This is a genomic window from Pseudomonas alvandae (genome assembly GCF_019141525.1).
GTDB lineage: Bacteria > Pseudomonadota > Gammaproteobacteria > Pseudomonadales > Pseudomonadaceae > Aquipseudomonas > Aquipseudomonas alvandae.
The window spans coordinates 1,387,030-1,407,496 of sequence record NZ_CP077080.1 but is presented as its reverse complement, the minus strand read 5'-3'; the positions used below and the strand labels follow the sequence as shown (position 1 = coordinate 1,407,496).

General features: G+C 62.9%; 16 protein-coding genes. 6 read left to right on the top strand and 10 right to left on the bottom strand.

The window, feature by feature from the left end:
• The first annotated feature begins 192 nt into the window (after window positions 1-192).
• Window positions 193-1,161, top strand: coding sequence for a LysR family transcriptional regulator (locus KSS97_RS06195; protein ID WP_030139667.1), 969 nt, complete (start codon window positions 193-195; stop codon window positions 1,159-1,161).
• Window positions 1,162-1,188: 27 nt separating this feature from the next.
• Here the strand turns inward: KSS97_RS06195 and KSS97_RS06190 are convergent, their stop codons facing one another.
• On the bottom strand, window positions 1,189-1,446 hold the full coding sequence (locus KSS97_RS06190; protein ID WP_030139668.1) for a hypothetical protein: 258 nt from the start codon (window positions 1,444-1,446) through the stop codon (window positions 1,189-1,191).
• A 342-nt stretch (window positions 1,447-1,788) separates the two neighbouring features.
• On the opposite strand from KSS97_RS06190, the gene KSS97_RS06185 reads away from it, so the two are divergent.
• From KSS97_RS06185 to KSS97_RS06165, 5 genes are all read left to right on the top strand, one after another.
• On the top strand, window positions 1,789-2,946 hold the full coding sequence (locus KSS97_RS06185; protein WP_217861302.1) for an efflux RND transporter periplasmic adaptor subunit: 1,158 nt from the start codon (window positions 1,789-1,791) through the stop codon (window positions 2,944-2,946).
• On the top strand, window positions 2,943-6,053 hold the full coding sequence (locus KSS97_RS06180) for a multidrug efflux RND transporter permease subunit (protein ID WP_198796601.1): 3,111 nt from the start codon (window positions 2,943-2,945) through the stop codon (window positions 6,051-6,053). Before KSS97_RS06185 ends, KSS97_RS06180 begins: the two co-directional genes overlap by 4 nt.
• A 9-nt stretch (window positions 6,054-6,062) precedes the next feature.
• Window positions 6,063-6,737, top strand: a complete 675-nt coding sequence (locus KSS97_RS06175; RefSeq protein WP_030139690.1) for a heavy metal response regulator transcription factor — start codon at window positions 6,063-6,065, stop codon at window positions 6,735-6,737.
• Entirely contained in the window at window positions 6,724-8,091 is a 1,368-nt protein-coding gene (locus KSS97_RS06170) for a heavy metal sensor histidine kinase (RefSeq protein ID WP_198796647.1), read from the top strand. Before KSS97_RS06175 ends, KSS97_RS06170 begins: the two co-directional genes overlap by 14 nt.
• Before the next feature lie 145 nt (window positions 8,092-8,236).
• Window positions 8,237-9,733 (top strand): GGDEF domain-containing protein, encoded by a 1,497-nt coding sequence (locus KSS97_RS06165; RefSeq protein WP_030139672.1) that lies wholly within the window; start codon window positions 8,237-8,239, stop codon window positions 9,731-9,733.
• A gap of 235 nt (window positions 9,734-9,968) precedes the next feature.
• Here the strand turns inward: KSS97_RS06165 and lpxC are convergent, their stop codons facing one another.
• The 9 genes from lpxC to murD form a co-directional block, all read right to left on the bottom strand.
• Window positions 9,969-10,880 carry a UDP-3-O-acyl-N-acetylglucosamine deacetylase gene (gene lpxC / locus KSS97_RS06160; RefSeq protein ID WP_030139673.1) on the bottom strand — a complete coding sequence of 304 codons (912 nt, stop codon included), beginning with the start codon at window positions 10,878-10,880 and terminating at the stop codon, window positions 9,969-9,971.
• 112 nt (window positions 10,881-10,992) lie between these two features.
• Window positions 10,993-12,186: a cell division protein FtsZ gene (gene ftsZ / locus KSS97_RS06155; protein ID WP_030139674.1), complete on the bottom strand. Its 1,194-nt coding sequence runs from the start codon at window positions 12,184-12,186 to the stop codon at window positions 10,993-10,995.
• 97 nt (window positions 12,187-12,283) lie between these two features.
• Window positions 12,284-13,543: a cell division protein FtsA gene (gene ftsA, locus KSS97_RS06150; protein ID WP_003205342.1), complete on the bottom strand. Its 1,260-nt coding sequence runs from the start codon at window positions 13,541-13,543 to the stop codon at window positions 12,284-12,286.
• A gap of 15 nt (window positions 13,544-13,558) precedes the next feature.
• A complete protein-coding gene (locus KSS97_RS06145) occupies window positions 13,559-14,425 on the bottom strand; it encodes a cell division protein FtsQ/DivIB (protein WP_030139675.1) in 867 nt (288 codons plus the stop codon).
• A 3-nt stretch (window positions 14,426-14,428) separates the two neighbouring features.
• A complete protein-coding gene (locus KSS97_RS06140) occupies window positions 14,429-15,394 on the bottom strand; it encodes a D-alanine--D-alanine ligase (protein WP_030139676.1) in 966 nt (321 codons plus the stop codon).
• A complete protein-coding gene (gene murC / locus KSS97_RS06135; RefSeq protein ID WP_030139677.1) occupies window positions 15,391-16,851 on the bottom strand; it encodes a UDP-N-acetylmuramate--L-alanine ligase in 1,461 nt (486 codons plus the stop codon). Before murC ends, KSS97_RS06140 begins: the two co-directional genes overlap by 4 nt.
• Window positions 16,844-17,914 (bottom strand): undecaprenyldiphospho-muramoylpentapeptide beta-N-acetylglucosaminyltransferase, encoded by a 1,071-nt coding sequence (gene murG, locus KSS97_RS06130; protein WP_030139678.1) that lies wholly within the window; start codon window positions 17,912-17,914, stop codon window positions 16,844-16,846. Before murG ends, murC begins: the two co-directional genes overlap by 8 nt.
• The gene (gene ftsW, locus KSS97_RS06125; RefSeq protein WP_030139679.1) at window positions 17,904-19,121 is read right to left on the bottom strand and encodes a putative lipid II flippase FtsW; all 1,218 of its coding nucleotides are present in this window, start codon (window positions 19,119-19,121) and stop codon (window positions 17,904-17,906) included. Before ftsW ends, murG begins: the two co-directional genes overlap by 11 nt.
• Window positions 19,118-20,464, bottom strand: coding sequence for a UDP-N-acetylmuramoyl-L-alanine--D-glutamate ligase (gene murD, locus KSS97_RS06120; RefSeq protein WP_217861301.1), 1,347 nt, complete (start codon window positions 20,462-20,464; stop codon window positions 19,118-19,120). The genes ftsW and murD overlap by 4 nt, the downstream gene beginning before the upstream one ends.
• Window positions 20,465-20,467 lie beyond the last annotated feature (3 nt).

Sequence of the window (20,467 nt, the reverse complement as noted above, 5' to 3'; positions counted from 1 at the left end):
CAAGCTCGCTCCCACAGGTCCTCTGAAGCCAGACCGATCCTGCAGTGGCAGCAATTCTAGGGACCGACCCCAACGGCGATAAGCCGACCTTTCTGCGAATCTTTGTTACCGTTAACGCGATAATCCATTAGTCGGGGTCCCGTAGCGCTGTAACTTCATGTCACAATTTGCCACCTTCCAAGAGAGCCCTCCATGGACACCTTGCAAAACATGCGCGCGTTCAGCTGTGTTGCCGAAGCCGGAAGCTTCACCGCTGCCGCCGCGCAGCTCGATACCACTACAGCCAATGTCTCGCGCGCGGTTTCCAACCTGGAAGCTCACCTGCAAACCCGCCTGCTCAACCGCACGACCCGGCGCATCGCCCTGACCGAGGCCGGCAAACGCTACCTGCTGCGTTGCGAACAGATCCTGGCGTATGTCGAAGAAGCGGAAGCCGAGGCCAGCGACGCCCACGCGCGCCCGGCCGGGCAGTTGAAGGTCCACACCATGACCGGCATCGGCCAGCACTTCGTCATCGACGCCATCGCCCGGTATCGCAAGACCCATCCGGACGTGACCTTCGACCTGACCCTGGCCAACCGCGTGCCGGACATCCTCGACGAGGGCTACGACGTTTCCATCGTGCTCGCCAGCGAACTGCCGGATTCGGGCTTCGTGTCCCAGCGCCTGGGGATCACCTACAGCATCGTCTGCGCATCGCCTGGCTATGTGAAAGCCAGCGGCTGCCCGCAGAAACCCAGCGACCTGCTCAACCACGCCTGCCTGCGCCTGGTCAGTCCGGTCATTCCGTTGGAGAAATGGGTGTTCGACGGCCCGGAAGGCCAGGAGATGGTCACCATCAACAGCTCACCGTTCCTGGTGAACTCCGCCGATGCGATGAAAACCGCGATCACCAGCGGCATGGGTGTGGGGGTGTTGCCGGTGTATGCCGCCATCGAAGGCTTGCGCAACGGCACGCTGGTGCGGGTCATGCCCAACTATCGCTCCCAGGAGCTGAACCTCTACGCCATCTACCCATCGCGCCAATACCTGGATGCGAAGATCAAGACGTGGGTCGAGTACCTGCGAGGCTCGTTGCCGGAAATCCTCGCGGCGCACCAGGCCGAACTGACGGCTTATGAATTGAGTGGAAGCCTGACCGGGGCACGGGTCGCGAACTGAATCCGCGACCGCGTACGGAGGACGATCTCAGCGCTTGCCCATCGAACGACGGGTACCGGGCGGCGCGGCACCCGGAGTCTTGGTGTGGCCGTTCTTGGCGCCGTTCTTGTACCAGGGCTGTTGCCCGGCACCTTTGGCCGCCGACAGTTCACCGGGCTTGAACGGGAACTTGAAGGCCGGGATCGCCGCCTTGCTGTCGTCGGCGTTGGCAACATCGCTGTCCGTCTGGCCAGACGATTCGCCGGGCAAGCGTTCGTCCGCGGGCGATGGTATTGGGGAAGTCATTTGAGTTATTCACTTGAGTGGGACAACAAACCGTGGCGAGGGAGCTTGCTCCCGCTGGGCTGCGAAGCGGGCCCATTTCTGTGAGCGCTTCGCACTCAAGCGGGAGCAAGCTCCCTCGCCACAATTGAGTATGCGTGGCTCGGTAACCGAGCCGCGAAACGCAGCAGTATACCTGCACGAAATCGCGGTGCCACGGAGCAGATGCAAGGGGGGAGTTCCGTCTGACGGAAAACCGGGACGAAACTGACAGCTCTGACAGCTAGCCGTCACCTTCCTGACCGCCTCGCAACGCTATATAAGACAGATAGAAATCCCACCGTCCCGAACCGGCTCTTCGCATCCATGCACATTCAGAAAAAAACGTTCCTGCTCGTCGCACTGTTGGTCGCCTTGGGGGCGCTGGTCCTGTGGTTCTCGATGAAGCCCGTCGCCACCAAACCCAGTGCTGCGAGCGCCGTACCGGTAAGAGTCGTGAGCGTGGTCGAAAAGGATGTGCCGCGCTTTGCCAGCGGCATCGGCACGGTACTGTCGCTGCACAGCGTGGTGATCCGTCCGCAGATCGACGGCATTCTCACCAAGCTGCTGGTCAAGGAAGGACAACTGGTCAAGAAGGGCGACCTGCTGGCAACCATCGACGACCGCTCCATCCGCGCCAGTCTCGACCAGGCCCGCGCCCAGCTCGGCGAGAGCCAGGCGCAGCTGGCCGTGGCCCAGGTCAATCTCAAGCGTTACAAGTTGCTGAGCGTCGATGACGGCGTATCCAAGCAGACCTACGACCAGCAACAGGCGCTGGTCAATCAGCTCAAGGCCACGGCCCAGGGCAACCAGGCGGCCATCGACTCTGCGCAGGTCCAGCTTTCTTATACCCAGATCCGCTCTCCGGTGACCGGTCGCGTCGGCATTCGCAACGTGGACGAAGGCAACTTCTTGCGTGCCAGCGATGCCGAAGGCTTGTTCACCGTGACCCAGATCGACCCGATCGCGGTGGAATTCTCGCTGCCGCAACAGATGCTGCCGACGCTACAGCGCCTGATCGCCGCCCCTGACCAGGCCCTGGTCAAGGCCTACATCGGTGCCGACGGCGCCACCGGGGAACTGCTGGGCGAAGGGCGCCTCAGTCTCATCGACAACCAGATCAACACCAACACCGGAACCCTGCGCGCCAAGGCCGAATTCAACAACGCCGCCCAACGACTGTGGCCGGGACAACTGGTGACACTGAAGATCCAGACTGCGATCGACAAGGGTGCGCTGGTGGTACCGCCGACCGTGGTCCAGCGCGGGTTGGAGCAACACTTCGTGTACCGGGTCCAGGGCGACAAGGTGGAAAGCGTGCCGGTGGAAATGGTGTATCAGGACAGCGGCATGCACATTATCAAAGGCGTCAACGCCGGTGACCAGTTGGTGAGCGACGGCCAGTCACGCCTCAAGCCTGGCGCCAGCATCCAGATACTTGGAGATCCGCCCGCCCTCGCCAAGACCGGGCAGGCACAGCCATGAAGGGCCGCGGTTCGATATCGGCGTGGTGCATCAATCACCCCATCGCCACGGTGCTGCTGACGTTCGCCCTGGTGCTGCTGGGGTTGATCGCCTTTCCGCGGCTGCCTGTCGCGCCGTTGCCCGAGGCGGAATTCCCGACCATCCAGGTCAATGCGCAGTTGCCCGGTGCCAGCCCCGAAACCATGGCGTCGTCGGTGGCGACCCCGCTGGAAGTCCAGTTCAGCGCCATCCCCGGCATCACCCAGATGACCTCGAGCAGTGCATTGGGCTCGACCAACCTGATCCTGCAATTCAGCCTCGACAAGAGCATCGACACCGCCGCCCAGGAAGTGCAGGCGGCCATCAACACCGCCGCCGGCAAGTTGCCCAATGACATGCCGAACCTGCCGACCTGGCGCAAGGTCAACCCGGCCGACAGCCCGGTACTGATCCTCAGCATCAGCTCCGACCTGATGCCAGGCACCGAATTGAGCGATTACGTCGAGACCCTGCTCGCCCGCCAGATCAGCCAGATCGATGGCGTCGGGCAAATCTACATCACCGGCCAGCAGCGCCCGGCGATCCGGGTCCAGGCGTCTGCCGACCGACTCGCGGCGATTGGCCTGACCCTGGCCGATATTCGTCTGTCACTCCAGCAGGCCAGCCTCAACCTCGCCAAAGGCGCGCTCTACGGTGAGTCGAGCATTTCCACGCTGTCCACCAACGACCAATTGTTCAAGCCCGAGGAGTACGGTGAGCTGATCGTGTCCTACCGGGACGGCGCGCCGGTTCATCTCAAGGACATCGCCAAGGTCGTCAACGGTTCGGAAAACGCCTACGTCCAGGCCTGGTCCGATGATCAACCCGGCGTCAACCTGGTCATCTTCCGCCAACCGGGCGCGAACATCGTCGAGACCGTCGATCGCGTCCAGGCCGCCTTGCCCACCCTCGAGGCCATGCTGCCCGCGGCGATACAAGTCAAGGTGATGATCGATCGCACCCAGACCATCCGCGCCTCGTTGCATGAAGTGGAAATCACCCTGCTGATTGCGGTGTTGCTGGTGGTGGCGGTGATGGCGCTGTTCCTGCGCCAGCTCTCGGCGACGCTGATTGTCTCGGCGGTGCTGGGCGTGTCGTTGACCGCCAGTTTCGCCCTGATGTACGTGATGGGATTCAGCCTGAACAACCTGACCCTGGTGGCGATCGTCATCTCGGTGGGGTTCGTGGTGGACGACGCCATCGTCGTGGTGGAGAACATCCACCGGCATCTGGAGGCTGGCGATGGCATGCGCGAGGCGGCCATCAAGGGCGCCGGGGAAATCGGCTTCACCGTGGTGTCCATCAGCTTCTCGCTGGTGGCGGCGTTCATTCCGCTCTTGTTCATGGGCGGCGTGGTCGGACGGTTGTTCAAGGAATTCGCGCTGACTGCCACCTCGACGATCCTGATTTCGGTGGTGGTGTCCCTGACGCTGGCGCCGACCCTGGCCGCGCTGTTCATGCGCGCACCGAAACACCATGCCCACGCTCGTCCAGGTTTCGGCGAGCGCCTGCTGGGCGGCTATGAGCGAGGCCTGCGGCGGGCCCTGGCTCACCAGAAGCTGATGATCAGCGCGTTCGGCCTGACCCTGGCGCTTGCGGTGGTGGGCTACGTGTTCATTCCCAAGGGGTTCTTCCCGGTACAGGACACCGGCCTGGTGCTGGGCACCAGCGAAGCCGCCGCCGACGTGTCGTTCCCGGACATGGTGGCCAAGCACAAGGCCCTGGCCGAGATCGTCGCCGCCGATCCGGCGGTGCAGACCTTCTCCCATTCCGTCGGCGTCTCGGGCAACAACCAGACCATCGCCAATGGCCGCTTCTGGATCGCCCTGAAGCCCCGGGGCGAGCGTGATGTATCAGCCAGCGGCTTCATCGATCGGATCCGCCCGAAATTGCAGAAGATCCCCGGTGTCGTGCTGTACCTGCGGGCCGGGCAGGATATCAACCTCAGCTCCGGCCCCAGCCGCGCCCAGTACCAGTACGTGCTCAAGAGCAATGACGGGCCGACCCTCAATGCCTGGACGCAGAAACTCACCGACAAGCTGCGCAGCATCCCGGCGTTTCGTGACATTTCCAACGACCTGCAACTGGGCGGCAGCATCACCCACATCAACATCGACCGCAGCGCAGCAGCCCGCTTCGGCCTCACCGCCACCGACGTCGACCAGGCGCTGTACGACGCGTTCGGCCAGCGGCAGATCAACGAGTTCCAGACCGAGACCAACCAGTACAACGTGATTCTCGAGCTCGACACCCAACAACGTGGCAAGGCCGAAAGCCTGGCGTATTTCTACCTGCGCTCGCCGCTGAGTGGGGAAATGGTGCCGCTCTCGGCCCTGGCCCGCTTCGATGCGCCGACCAACGGCCCGCTGTCGATTGCCCATGACGGCATGTTCCCGGCCGCCAACCTGTCGTTCAACCTGGCCCCAGGCGTGGCGTTGGGAGATGCGGTGCGCCTGCTCGACCAGGCCAAGAACGAAATCGGCATGCCCGCCGCCATCACCGGCAGTTTCCAGGGCGCGGCCCAGGCGTTCCAGAGTTCGCTGAAGAGCCAGCCCTGGCTGATCCTCGCCGCATTGGTGGCGGTGTACATCATCCTCGGCGTGCTCTACGAGAGTTTCGTGCACCCGCTGACCATCATTTCCACCCTGCCCTCGGCCGGCCTTGGCGCCCTGATCATGCTCTGGCTGCTGGGCCAGGATTTCTCGATCATGGCGTTGATCGGCCTGGTGCTGCTGATCGGGATCGTCAAGAAAAACGGCATCCTGATGATCGATTTCGCCATCGATGCCCAGCGCAACGGTGGCCTGGCGCCTCAGGAGGCAATATTCCAGGCCTGCCTGACCCGGTTCCGCCCGATCATCATGACCACCCTCGCCGCCCTGCTCGGCGCGCTGCCGCTGATGCTCGGCTACGGCCCCGGCGCCGAACTGCGCCAGCCGTTGGGCATCGCGGTCGTGGGCGGCCTGCTGGTCAGCCAGGCGCTGACCTTGTTCACCACACCGGTCATATACTTGTGGCTGGAGCGACTGTTCCATCGACACGCCCTTCAGCCCGGCCCCGCGCCGGCGGCGCTGGCGAATGCAGACTGAGGCCGGGCCATGCGTATCCTGATCATCGAAGACGAAGAAAAAACCGCGGACTACCTGCACCGCGGCCTCACCGAACAGGGTTACATCGTGGACGTGGCGCCCGACGGCGTCGAGGGACTGCACCTGGCCCTGGAAAATGACTACGCGGTGATCGTGCTCGACGTCATGCTGCCGGGCCTGGACGGTTTTGGCGTGTTGCGTGCCTTGCGCGCCCGCAAGCAGACGCCGGTCATCATGCTCACCGCCCGCGAACGGGTCGAAGACCGCATCAAGGGCCTGCGCGACGGTGCCGACGATTACCTGGGCAAGCCATTTTCCTTCCTCGAACTGGTGGCGCGCCTGCAAGCCCTGACCCGCCGCAGCAGCGGTCACGAACCGGTGCAGGTCAGCATTGCCGACCTGTGGATCGACCTGATCAGCCGCAAGGCCACCCGGGCCGGGCAGCGCCTGGACCTGACCGCCAAGGAGTTCTCGCTGCTCAGCGTCCTGGCCCGCCGCCAGGGCGAAATCCTGTCGAAGACGGCCATTGCCGAAATGGTCTGGGACATCAATTTCGACAGCGACGCCAACGTCGTCGAGGTGGCGATCAAGCGCCTGCGGGCCAAGCTGGACGGGCCCTTCGAGCACAAGCTCCTGCACACCATCCGAGGGATGGGGTACGTGCTGGAGAATCGAGGTGAGTAACAGCATTGCGCTGCGCCTGAGCGGCATGTTCACCCTGGTGGCGGCGCTGGTGTTCCTGCTGATTGGCGGCGCCTTGTACCAGCAGGTCGAAAAAGGCCTGGGCCTGTTGCCGGAAGCGGAACTCGATGCCCGCTACAGCGTGCTCGAATCCACCGTGGGTCGTTATGGCACGTCCGAACACTGGGTGAAGATCAACAACAAGCTGCGGTTGCTGGGCGAAGAAGACAAGCGCATCCATTTCTGGATCGTCAGCGGCGACCCGCGCTTTGAATACGGCAACCCCGATCCGCAGGTTCGCACCGTTGCCCAAGGCCCGTTGGGCAAGCGCGACCTGACGTTGCCTGATCGGCACTTTCCGATGAAAGTCCTGGTGAGCCAGTTCCCGGCCAAGGACCAACGCCCGCCCCTGCGCTTCATCATCGGCATCGACACCGAGACCTTCTATCAGACCCAGCATCATTTATTGGTGGCGCTGGTGAGCCTGGCCTGCATCGGTGTGTTGCTGGCATCGCTGCTGGGTTATTGGGTCGCGCGCATCGGTCTCAAGCCGCTCATCAAGCTGTCCGACGAAGCCCAACGCCTGGCCCCGCCTCGCCTTTCCGGGCGCTTGCGAATCTCGCCATTGCCGCCGGAACTCAGCCAGTTCGTCAATTCGTTCAATGCGACCCTCGATCGGGTCGAACAGGCGTACTCCCGGCTCGAATCGTTCAACGCCGACGTGGCCCATGAGCTTCGCTCCCCATTGACCAACCTGATTGGCCAGACCCAGGTGGCGCTGACCCGTGGGCGTTCGGCGGAGCATTACTTCGAAGTGCTGCAATCGAACCTCGAGGAGCTGGAGCGACTGCGCTCCATCATCAACGACATGCTGTTCCTCGCCAGCGCGGACCAGGGCAGCAAGGCCACCAAGCTGACCACGACGTCCCTCGCCGACGAAGTGGCAACCACCCTCGACTACCTGGATTTCATCCTGGAGGACGCCCAGGTCGAGGTTCACGTCAGCGGCGATGCCCAAGCCACCATCGAAATCGCCCACCTGCGCCGAGCCCTGATCAACCTGCTCAGCAACGCGGTCCAGCACACCGCGCCCGGCCAGGTGATCGACGTGCGCATCGAAGCCGTTGGCGACCAGATCACCCTCGGCGTCACCAACCCCGGCGAACCGATCGCCGGCGAACACTTGCCGCGACTGTTCGAACGCTTCTATCGGGTGGATGCATCACGCAGCAACAGCGGCGCCAACCACGGATTAGGGCTCGCCATCGTCAAGGCGATCGCGTTGATGCATGGCGGCGATGTATTCGTGCGCAGCGACTGCGGCGCAAACACCTTCGGAATCCGTTTGCCGGCTTGAAATAAGCCACGATGTGGATTGCTCAATTCCAGTGTCCCGAGCACAATCTTGCAAAAGGCCAGTATTGTCTCTGCCGGTCATCGGCAGTTGTAGATGAGCAGCCTATGGGAAGGATCCCAGCCACATGACAATGCAGATCGGAACCATGAGCGCGAGCAGTGCAACACCCGGCAATATCCCGTTTTCGATACGTTCGGAACGGGTTCTCGTTCTGGCCAGCTCGCTGGTTGTCATTGCCATCCTGAGTATCGTGACGTTCCTGCTGATCCGTGAACACGCCAGCGCCGAGCAGGCTGCAACGCGTGCGGCAAGCAATATCGTGCAACTGATCGACGCCGATGTGCTGCGCAACGTAGAACTCTACGATGTTTCATTGCAGGGCCTGATTGCCGCGGCAAAACGCCAGGACCTCAAAGACGTTTCGCCAACGATCCGCCACCTCGCCCTGTTCGATCGCGCCACCGCAGCGCCCTATAAAGGCGACATCCTTCTGCTCGACAAACGCGGCGATGTGATTGCTGACTCGGCCTCTGTCGAGCCCCGCACAGGCAACTACGCCGAACGGGAATATTTCCAGTCACATCTCCAGGATCCAAGCCCGAGCATGATGATCAGTCCCCCGTTCCGGGCTCGAAGCGAGCCGCATGACTGGCGCATCAGCTTCAGCTACCGCCTGGATGACGACCGGGGCGAGTTCATGGGCGTGGCCGAGGCCGCGATGCGCCTGAGCTATTTCAGCCAACTGTTCAAAAGCCTGAACATCGGTCGCGGCGGCACGGTCAACCTGGTCAGCGGCGACGGAACGCTGCTGGCCCAGGAGCCGCCCTTGGCTGACGACATGATCGGCAAGAATTTCAGCAATCGACCGAACTTCGTGCGCATCCTGCGCGAAGGCAACGGCAGCTTCTCCGGCGTATCCAGCGTCGATCAGACACAGCGCCTGTATACCTTTTCCCGGGTCGGTAACTTGCCGCTGATCGTCGTGGTCGCGCTCTCATCCCAAGAAGTCTTCGCATCGTGGCAACGTACGGCGCTCCTGATCAGTGGCGCCACGGTCGCGCTGTGCATCAGCCTGCTCTGGCTCACCTGGTTGCTGCGCCGTGAGCTGCGACGCCGCCACAGCGCCGAGCGGGAGCTGGCAAAATTGGCGTCCGTCGATTCCCTTACCGGCCTGGCCAATCGCCGAACGCTGGACGAAACGTTGCATCAGGAATGGCAGCGTGCCCAACGTTCGGGCCAACCGCTGTCTGTGCTGATGATCGACGCGGATCACTTCAAGGCGTTCAACGATCGCCATGGTCATCAACAGGGCGACGAAGCCCTGCGAACCTTGGCCCAGTTGATCGGCCAACATGTCCGACGCCCTGCCGACCTGGCGGCGCGCTATGGCGGGGAAGAATTCTCGGTGGTGCTGCCAGAGACCACCACCGCCGGCGCCTTCACCATGGCCCAGAACATTCGCGACGCGGTAGAGCAGTTGCTACCTGTCGTCGAGGGTGAAGCGCCCATGACGGTGAGTATCGGTATTGCCACTTGGCTGAACGGGCCATACGGGGAACTGCAACAACTCTTGCTTGCTGCGGACAAGGCGCTGTACCAGGCCAAGGCCAGTGGACGCAATCGTGTGGTTTGTGCGATGTAAAGACCGAGGTGCGTTCTCCGTGGCGAGGGAGCTTGCTCCCGCTGGGCCGCGAAGCGGCCCCAAAAAACAGTAGTACACTCGCCCTGGAACGCCGCATTGCCAGCTTAAGGACTGCTCCGCAGTCCAGCGGGAGCAAGCTCCCTCGCCACAAAAAACTCCACTCAAACTTTTAAAAGCCGGCCATAAAAAAAGGCCACCCGAAGGCAGCCTTTAAAAAACTAGAGAGGTTTTTTGCTTACACGGCCGCGACAGGGCGCATGTAAGAGATTGGTGCGGTGCTGGCGTCTTCGAACGTCACGACTTCCCAAGCATCTTTCTGCTCAATCAACTTGCGCAGCAGCTGGTTGTTCAGTGCATGGCCGGACTTGAAGCCCTTGAACTCACCAATCAGGCTGTTGCCCAGCAGGTAGAGGTCGCCAATCGCATCGAGGATCTTGTGCTTGACGAATTCGTCTTCATAACGAAGGCCGTCTTCGTTCAACACGCCATCGGAATCGACCACGATCGCGTTTTCAACACTGCCGCCGAGTGCGAGGTTGTGCTTGCGCAGGTACTCGATGTCACTCATGAAGCCAAAGGTACGGGCGCGGCTGACTTCTTTTACGAACGAAGTGCTGGAAAAATCCACGCTTGCACTCTGGGTGCGGTCACGGAAAACCGGGTGATCGAAATCGATCTCGAAGCTCACCTTGAAACCTTCGAAAGGGACGAAAGTGGCGCGCTTGTCGCCGTCTTCCACTGTCACTTCCCGCAGGATGCGGATGAACTTCTTGGCCGCGTCCTGTTCTTCCAGGCCAGCCGATTGAATCAGGAATACGAAAGGTCCGGCGCTGCCATCCATGATCGGGACTTCGGACGCGGAGAGCTCGACGTAGGCGTTATCGATGCCCAGGCCAGCCATGGCCGAGAGCAGATGCTCCACCGTGTCCACTTTGGTGTCACCGTTGACCAGCGTGGTCGACATAGTGGTTTCACCAACGTTTTCCGCGCGAGCAGGAATCTGCACCACAGGGTCGAGGTCGGCACGACAAAACACGATGCCGGTATCGACAGGCGCTGGCTTGAGGGTCAGGTAGACCTTCTCGCCGGAGTGCAGGCCGACACCTGTGGCACGGATAATATTCTTCAGGGTGCGTTGTTTAATCATGGCATGGGCCGCTTCAGCGCAAATTGCGAACTGGTATCAACAAAGGCTGGCGATGATAGCAGACCAGACCTTTGCTGAACACCAATCACCCGTATACCCCTGATACATTCCATCAATCGGCCTGGCGACGCAGGAATGCCGGGATGTCCAGGTAATCCAGATCATCTTGCGGATTCATCTTCGCGGCAGTCGCAGCGCCGGCCTGGGCCTGGTTGCGCATGACGGTCGGGCGGTCCAGATCACGGTAGTTCACCGCTGGCGCTTCCTGACGAGCGGCCGGTTGCTGTTGTGGCTGGGAGGCCATGGCAGTCTGGACGGTGTTGTCGATCACCTTCATCGGCTTCTCGATTTTCGCGCCCAGGCCAGTGGCAACCACGGTCACGTGCAACTCGTCACGCATGTCCGGATCGATCACGGTGCCGACCTTGACCATCGCGTGGTCGGAAGCGAACGCCTCGATGATGCTACCGACGTCGGAGTATTCGCCCAGGGACAAATCCGGACCGGCGGTGATGTTCACCAGGATGCCACGGGCGCCCTGCAGGTTCACATCTTCCAGCAACGGGTTGCGGATGGCCGCTTCGGTCGCTTCGCGCGCACGGTTCGGACCGCTGGCGCAGCCAGTGCCCATCATCGCCATGCCCATTTCGGACATCACGGTGCGGACGTCGGCGAAGTCGACGTTGATCATGCCAGGACGCTTGATGATGTCGGAGATACCGCGAACGGCACCGGCCAGTACATCGTCAGCCTTGGCGAAAGCCGACAGCAGGCTGGCGTCTTTGCCCAGGATGGTCAGCAGCTTCTCGTTGGGGATGGTGATCAACGAATCGACGCTTTCGCTCAGCGCGCGGATGCCTTCGTCGGCGATCTGCATGCGCTTGCGGCCTTCGAACGGGAACGGACGGGTCACCACCGCAACGGTGAGGATGCCCATTTCCTTGGCCACTTCGGCAATGATCGGTGCTGCACCGGTACCGGTACCGCCGCCCATGCCAGTGGTGATGAACACCATGTTGGTGCCGGCCAGGACTTCAGCGATGCGCTCGCGGTCTTCCAGGGCAGCCTGACGGCCGACCTCGGGATTCGCGCCGGCACCCAGGCCCTTGGTCACGCCGGTACCCAGTTGGAGGATGGTCCGCGCGCCGATGTTTTTCAGCGCTTGAGCATCGGTGTTGGCGCAGATGAACTCGACGCCTTCGATGTTGCTCTTGACCATGTGGTTGACAGCGTTGCCGCCGCCACCGCCGACACCGATTACTTTGATAACCGGGCTAGCGGGGATGTTGTCTACGAGTTCGAACATGTTCCCTCTCCTTACATTCTCTAGTTTTTTTCGCCTACTGCGTTTGTTGCCGTCTTGCACGCCGAGCCTGAAACCCGGCGCTTGAAGCTTGAATCAGTCAGAAATTGCCTTTCACCCAAGCCTGCAGCCGCTCGAACAACGGTGCCTTCGGCTCGTCGCTGCTGTAGCTGTCGCGGCTGCCTATCCCCGAGAACGAGATCCCGTCGGACTGCTTTTGCAGGCCATACATCAACAGGCCCACGCCGGTGGAATAGATCGGGTTGCGCACCACGTCATCCAGGCCCTTGACGCCATGGGGCACGCCCAGGCGCACCGGCATGTGGAAAATCTCTTCGGCCAGCTCGACCGCGCCTTCCATCTTCGACGTACCGCCGGTCAGCACGATGCCGGCCGGGATCAGGTCTTCGTAGCCGCTGCGACGCAGTTCGGCCTGGATCAGCGTGAACAGCTCGTCGTAGCGCGGCTCGACCACTTCGGCCAGGGCCTGGCGCGACAGTTCGCGCGGTGGACGGTCGCCAACGCTTGGCACCTTGATGGTTTCGCCGGCACCGGCCAGTTTCGCCAGGGCGCAGGCATAGCGGATCTTGATTTCCTCGGCGTACTGGGTCGGGGTGCGCAACGCCATGGCGATGTCGTTGGTCACCTGGTCGCCGGCAATCGGGATCACGGCCGTGTGGCGGATCGCGCCTTCGGTGAAGATCGCGATGTCGGTGGTGCCGCCGCCAATGTCCACCAGGCACACGCCCAGCTCTTTCTCGTCGTCGGTCAGCACCGAGTAGGCCGAGGCCAATTGCTCGAGGATGATGTCGTCGATTTCCAGGCCGCAGCGGCGCACGCATTTCTCGATGTTCTGCGCAGCGTTCACCGCACAGGTGACCACGTGGACCTTGGCTTCCAGGCGCACGCCGGACATGCCCAGGGGCTCGCGCACGCCTTCCTGGTTATCGATCACGTAGTCCTGCGGCAGGGTGTGCAGCACACGCTGGTCAGCCGGGATCGCCACGGCCTGGGCCGCGTCGAGCACGCGTTCGAGGTCGGCGGAGCTGACTTCGCGATCACGAATCGCCACGATGCCGTGGGAGTTCAGGCTGCGGATGTGATTGCCCGCGACGCCGACGAACGCCGAGTGGATCCGGCAACCGGCCATCAGCTGCGCCTCTTCGATGGCGCGCTGGATCGATTGCACGGTGGACTCGATGTTCACCACCACGCCCTTCTTCAAGCCGCGGGACGGGTGTGTACCGATCCCGACGATGACCAGCGTGCCGTCGTCCGCGACTTCGCCTACCAGCGCCACCACCTTGGAAGTGCCGATATCAAGACCGACGATCATTTTTCCGCTTTGCACGTTTGCCATGGGTCCAGCCTCTTCTTAATTCTTCGCGACGGCGGGTACGGCCGTCGTCGGCGCTACAGGTTCCCGCCAGCCAACAGCGAGGCCGTTGGCGTAGCGCAGGTCGATGCGCGCAATGTTCGTAATCTGTTCTTTGAGCGTCTTGTCATAGATGGCAATGAAGCGGCGCATCTTTTCCACCAGGTTGCCGCGCCCGAGCAACAGCTCGATGCCCGGCCCCGAGCTGCCCGCGCCAGTGGTCAGGAACCAACTGCCGCGCTCACGCAGTTCCAGGCGCGCGATGGAGAAGCCCAATGGCCGCAACATCTGGCTCAACACCTGGTATTGCTGCATCACTTGCTGCTGGGCCCGTTGTGGACCGAACAGTTGTGGCAAATGTTCATAATTGGCCAGTTCCCGTGGCGTAAACGCCTGGCCCTGGTTGTTCAAAAGCGACTCGTCGCCCCAACGGGCCACCGGCAATTGCTCTTCCAGGCGGATCGACACCTGGTCAGGCCACACCCGCCGGACTTCGGCATGGGCGATCCAGGGCATCTGCTCCAGCTCCGTGCGCATGCCCGCCAGGTCGATGGTGAAGAAGCTCGACGCGACGAACGGGGCGATCCGTTGCTGCACCGCCTGCTGGCTGATGTAGCTCAGGTCGCCCTGGACGTTGATCCGGGCGATCGGCCGATCGGCGTAAGGCAGCAGCCGTTGGGCGCCTTCGTAGGTACCGAACCCCAACGCCACCAGCAGCACCGGCCAGAACAGGCTCTTGAGAAAACCAAAATTGGCTTTCGGCAAGCGCGCCGACATCGGCTCCTTGGCCACCATTCGGCTGGCACCCCGCGGCACCGGCTTGCGGCCGGGTGCGGAGGGCTGATGACGAAGCGATGCGCCTTGCATGGCTTAACCTCTTGGCTCTTGTTTGCCGACACTGGCGGCGAGAATCGACAGCACCAGCTGCTGGAAATCAAGGCCGGCGGCGCGGGCCGCCATCGGCACCAGGCTGTGATCGGTCATGCCGGGGGCGGTGTTGACTTCCAGGAACCAGAACTGCCCATCGGCGTCCTGCATCACGTCTGCCCGGCCCCAACCGGCAATACCCAGCGCCTCACAGGCCTTGGCCGTGAGGTCCATCAGTTGTTTTTCCTTGGCAGCATCCAGCCCGCAGGGAATGCGGTACTGGGTGTCATTGGCGATGTACTTGGCGTCGTAGTCGTAGAACGTGTGAGGCGTGCCCAGCGCGATCGGGGGCAACACCTGGTCACGCAGGGTGGCGATGGTGAACTCGGGACCGGTGATCCATTGCTCGACCAACACTTGCGAATCGTAGGAACTGGCGTCCTTCCAGGCTGCGGTCAACTCAGGCAGCGAATTCACTTTCGCCATGCCGATACTGGAACCTTCATGGGCCGGTTTGACGATCAAAGGGAAGCCCAGTTCCGTCGCCGCCGAAATACAATCGGCCTCGGACGCCAGCACGGCGTGACGCGGCGTCGGGATGCCGAGACTGTGCCAGACCTGCTTGGTGCGCAGCTTGTCCATCGCCAGGGCCGACGCGAGGATGCCGCTGCCGGTGTAGGGAATGCCCAGGCATTCGAGCAGGCCTTGCATGCTGCCGTCTTCGCCGCCGCGACCGTGAAGAATGATGAAGGCGCGGTCGATCTTTTCGCTCAGCAGGCGCTGCAGAAAGTCATCGCCCACGTCGATCCCGAAGGCGTCGACACCAGCGCTTTGCAAGGCTTGCAGCACGGCGTTGCCGGACTTGAGGGACACCTCGCGCTCGGCGCTCTTGCCGCCGAACAGCACGGCAACGCGGCCGAAGGCTTTCGGCTCGAGGGTCGAGACCAGGTTGGCGTAGGCAGCAGTCATTTCAGTTTCCCCTCGCTGGAGGCCACGATGGCGCCGGCGAATAACGGACTATTCAACAGTTTCGGGGCCAGGCCACCGATATCGCCAGCGCCCTGGCACAGCAGGATGTCGCCGGCGCGCAGCAGCGGCTTGACCAGTGGCGCGAGGTCCACGCCGCGGTCGATGTAGATCGGGTCCAATTGGCCGCGTTGGCGAATGCTGTGGCACAGCTGGCGGCTGTCGGCGCCGGGGATCGGCTCTTCGCCGGCCGGGTAGACTTCCATCAACAGCAGCACGTTGGCGTCGGCCAGGACCTGGACGAAATCGTCATACAGGTCGCGGGTGCGGCTGTAGCGGTGCGGCTGGTAGACCATCACCAGGCGGCGCTCCGGCCAACCGCCACGCACGGCCTTGATCACCGCCGCGACTTCGGTCGGGTGGTGACCGTAATCGTCGACCAGCATCACGTTGCCGCCGTCCACCGGCAGTTCGCCGTAGACCTGGAAGCGCCGGCCCACGCCCTGGAACCCGGACAGGCCCTGGACGATCGCTTCATCACTGACGCCTTCGTCGGTGGCGATGCAGATGGTCGCCAGTGCGTTGAGCACGTTGTGGTTGCCGGGCATGTTCACCGACACGTCCAACGGCTCGCGATCAGGACGCAGCACGGTGAAGTAGGTCTGCATGCCCTGCTGGCGCACATTGATTGCGCGAACGTCGGCGTCTTCGCCAAAGCCGTAGGTCACGGTCGGACGCTTGACCAGCGGCAGGATTTCACGCACCACCGGGTCGTCCAGGCACACCACCGCCAGACCGTAGAACGGCAGGTTGTGCAGGAACTCGACGAAGGTTTTCTTCAGTTTGTTGAAGTCGCCGTCGTAGGTCGCCATGTGGTCGGCGTCGATGTTGGTAACGACGGCGACCAGCGGTTGCAGGTGCAAGAAACTCGCATCGCTCTCGTCGGCTTCGGCGATCAGGTAGCGACTGGTGCCCAGCTGGGCATTGGTGCCAGCAGCATTCAGGCGACCACCGATCACGAACGTCGGGTCCAGGCCACCGGCCGCGAACACCGAAGCGATCAGGCTGGTGGTGGTGGTCTTGCCGTGGGTACCGGCGACGGCGATGCCGTGGCGATAGCGCATCAGTTCGGCCAGCATTTCGGCACGCGGCACTACGGGAATGCGGCGTTCCAGGGCAGTGGCGACTTCCGGGTTGGAGGTGTTCACGGCGCTGGACACCACCAGCACGTCGGCGTTGGCGGCGTTCTCGGCGCGGTGGCCGATGAAAATCTGCGCGCCAAAGGACTCCAGGCGCTCAGTCACCGGGGAAGCCTTCAGGTCGGAGCCCGAGACCTGGTAACCCAGGTTCAGCAACACCTCGGCGATCCCGCACATGCCCACGCCGCCGATCCCGACGAAGTGGATGCGACGGATGCGGCGCATTTCCGGTTGCGGCATGGCTTTGCGATTCTCAACCATGGGCCACCTCCAGGCAGCTATCGACCACTTGGGCGGTGGCATCGGGTTTGGCCAGGCGGCGCGCGGCGCGGGCCATGTCTTCGAGTGTTTGCGGCTGCATCAGGACCTCTGTCAGGCGCGCAGCAAGATCCGCGGCGCCAGTCGTTCTTTGTGGCATCAGGAAGGCAGCGCCTTCACGGGCCAAATAATCGGCGTTGCGAGTCTGGTGATCGTCGATGGCGTGGGGCAAAGGCACCAGCATCGAGGGCAGACCGGCGGCAGCCAGTTCACTGATGGTCAGCGCGCCTGCGCGGCAGATCACCAGGTCGGCCCAGCCATAGGCCTGGGCCATGTCTTTGATGAAAGGCTGCACTTGCGCCTCGACGCCTGCGGCGCGATAGCGCTCGGCGGTCACTTCATCGTGATTTTTGCCAGCCTGGTGAAACACTTCCGGGCGCAGTTCGGGAACGACCTGCGACAGGGCTTCGGGCAGCAATTTGTTCAACGGTTCTGCCCCCAGGCTTCCGCCCAGGACCAGCAAACGCGCCTTGCGTCCGGCCAGGGCCGGGCGCGGTGTATCGAGGAACAGCTCGGTGCGCACCGGATTCCCGGTGGTGCGACGGCTGCCCGACAGGGTAAAGGTGTCGGGAAAGGCTTCACAGACCCGAGCGGCCAACGGCACCAGTAACCGATTGGCGGTACCGGCCACGGCGTTCTGCTCGTGGACGATCACCGGCACACCGGCCAGTTTTGCCGCAACGCCACCCGGACCGGTCACATAGCCACCGAAGCCGACGACGCACACCGGCCGCAGCCGACGAATGATCGCCCGCGCCTGCCAGATCGACTTGAGCAACATCAGCGGCGCCTTGAGCAGCGACAGCTTGCCTTTGCCTCGCAAACCGCTGGCATCGATCCGGTGCAGCTCCAGGCCAGCGGCCGGCACCAGTTCATTCTCGATGCCCCGTGGCGTACCCAGCCAGTGCACGGTGTAGCCGCGCGCCTGGAATTCCCGGGCACAAGCCAGCGCCGGGAACACATGTCCACCGGTACCGCCGGCCATGATCAGCACGTTAGCGCCCATGAGTCGGCTCCTCGGCGAAGTCGCTCTCCTGGAATTCCATCTCTTCGCTGCCCAGGTGGGTGCGACTCTCCCATTCGATGCGCAACAACAGGCCGAGACAGGCACAGCAGATCACCAGGGAGCTGCCGCCATAACTGAGGAACGGCAGCGTCAGGCCCTTGGTCGGCAAGAGGCCGACGTTCACGCCGATGTTGATCAGGAACTGGCCGATCCACAGGAACGACAGGCCATACGCCACATAGGCGGCAAAGAACTGCTTGGCCTTCTCGGCCCACAAGCCGATGTACATGCCGCGTACGCAAACGAATACGAACAGGGCGACGGTGCACAGGGAACCCACCACGCCCAGCTCTTCGGCCAAGACCGAGAATACGAAGTCGGTATGCGCTTCCGGCAGGTAGAACTGCTTCTGCACGCTGTTGCCCAGGCCCACACCCAGCCATTCGCCACGACCGAAGGCGATCAGCGCCTGGGTCAATTGATAGCCGGAACCGAACTGGTCGGCCCACGGATCGGTAAAAGTAATCAGGCGCGCCATCCGATACGGTTGCGCCTGCACCAGCACCGTCACCGCCGCCACCGCCAGCGCCACCATCAGGATGAAGCGGAACAGCCCCACGCCACCGAGGAACAGCATGGCCGCCGCCGCGCCCATCATCACCACCGTGGCGCCGAAGTCCGGCTCCATCAGCAGCAAGCCCGCCATCGGCAGCAACACGATGAACGGCTTGAAGAAGCCCATCCAGCTCTCGCGCACTTCCTTCTGGCGACGCACCAGGTAACCGGCCAGGAAAATCACCACGAAGACCTTGGCGATTTCCGAAGGCTGAACGTTGAAGAAGCTGAAGCCGATCCAGCGCATCGAGCCGTTGACCTCGCGGCCAATGCCCGGCACCAGCACCATGACCAACAGGCCAAAGGCACCGAGCAGCATCATCCAGCCCAGGCGTTGCCAGGTGGCGATCGGCACCATCATGGTGACGACGCAGGCACCCAGGCCGATCACCAGGTAAATCAGGTGACGGATCATGTGGTAAAGCGTGTTGCCCGACTGCACGGCAGCCACTTCCGACGAGGCGGAGGTGATCATGACCAGGCCGAGGCCGAGCAAGGCCAGGCAACCGGCGAGCATCGGGAAATCCAGGTCGATGCCGCGCCCGGTGATCAACGGCGACGGGTACGGCTTGATGATATTCATCAGGCTCATGCCAAGTCCTCCGCGGCCCGGGCGAACAGTTGCCCGCGCTCTTCATAGTTCTTGAACATGTCGAAACTGGCGCAGGCCGGCGACAACAGCACCGCGTCGCCCGGTTGCGCAAGGGCGCGGCATTGCTGCACCGCCTCGTCCAGCGAAGCGACGCGAACCAGCGGCACGGCATCGCCGAGGGCCTGGGCGATCAATTCGCGGTCGCGGCCCATCAGCACCACGGCACGGCAGTTGGCCGCCACCGGGTCGCGCAAATCCTTGAAGTCGGCGCCCTTGCCGTCGCCACCGGCGATCAGCACGAGCTTGCCGTCGATGTCCGCGCCCAGGCCTTCAATGGCAGCCAGCGCGGCACCGACGTTGGTGGCCTTGGAATCGTTGTACCAGGCCACGCCATCAAGATCGCGCACCCACTGGCAGCGATGTTCGAGCCCGGCGAAGTTGCGCAGGGCCGAGAGCATGGCGTCGAACGGCAAGCCGACCGCATGGCCCAGGGCCAGCGCCGCCAGGGCGTTGGCCTGGTTGTGAGCGCCACGAACCTTCAGTTCGCGCACCGGCATCAGGTTCTGGAACTCGAAGGCGAGGTATTTTTCGCCGTTCTCTTCGCGCAGTCCGAAGCCTTTGAAATCAGGGACACCGAGGCCGAAGGTCCAGCATGGCAGGCCTTCGCCCATTAGCGGACGGGTCAACGCATCCTGGCGGTTGAACACCACTTGGCGGGCGTCGCGGAAGATCCGGTGCTTGGCCAGGTGATAAGCCGGCAGGCCGCTGTAGCGGTCCATGTGGTCTTCGCTGATGTTGAGCACGGTCGCCACTTCGGCGCCGAGATGGTCGGTGGTTTCAAGCTGGAAGCTGGACAGCTCCATGACGTACAACTCGATATCGTCATTGAGCAAGTCCAGCGCCGGCGTGCCCAGGTTGCCGCCCACGGCGACACGCTTGCCGGCGGCGGCAGCCATTTCGCCGACCAGGGTGGTCACGGTGCTCTTCGCGTTGGAGCCGGTGATGGCGATGATCGGTGCCTTGGCGTTGCGCGCAAACAGCTCGATGTCGCCGGACATCTTCACGCCACGGGCGGCCGCAGCCTGCAAGGCCGGGGTCGCCAGCGCCAGGCCGGGGCTCACGTAGAGTTCGTCGGCGCGGCACAGGAACTCGACGTCCAATTCGCCACAACGCACATCCACCTGCGGATAGTCACGGCGCAGCGTGGCCAGCTCAGGCGGATTTTCCCGCGTATCGGCCACGGCAAACGACACGCCCCGGCTCGCCAGGAAGCGAACCAGGGACATGCCGCTCTTGCCGAGGCCGACAATGATGCGGAAGTGGTCAGAAGCGATCAGGGACACTCG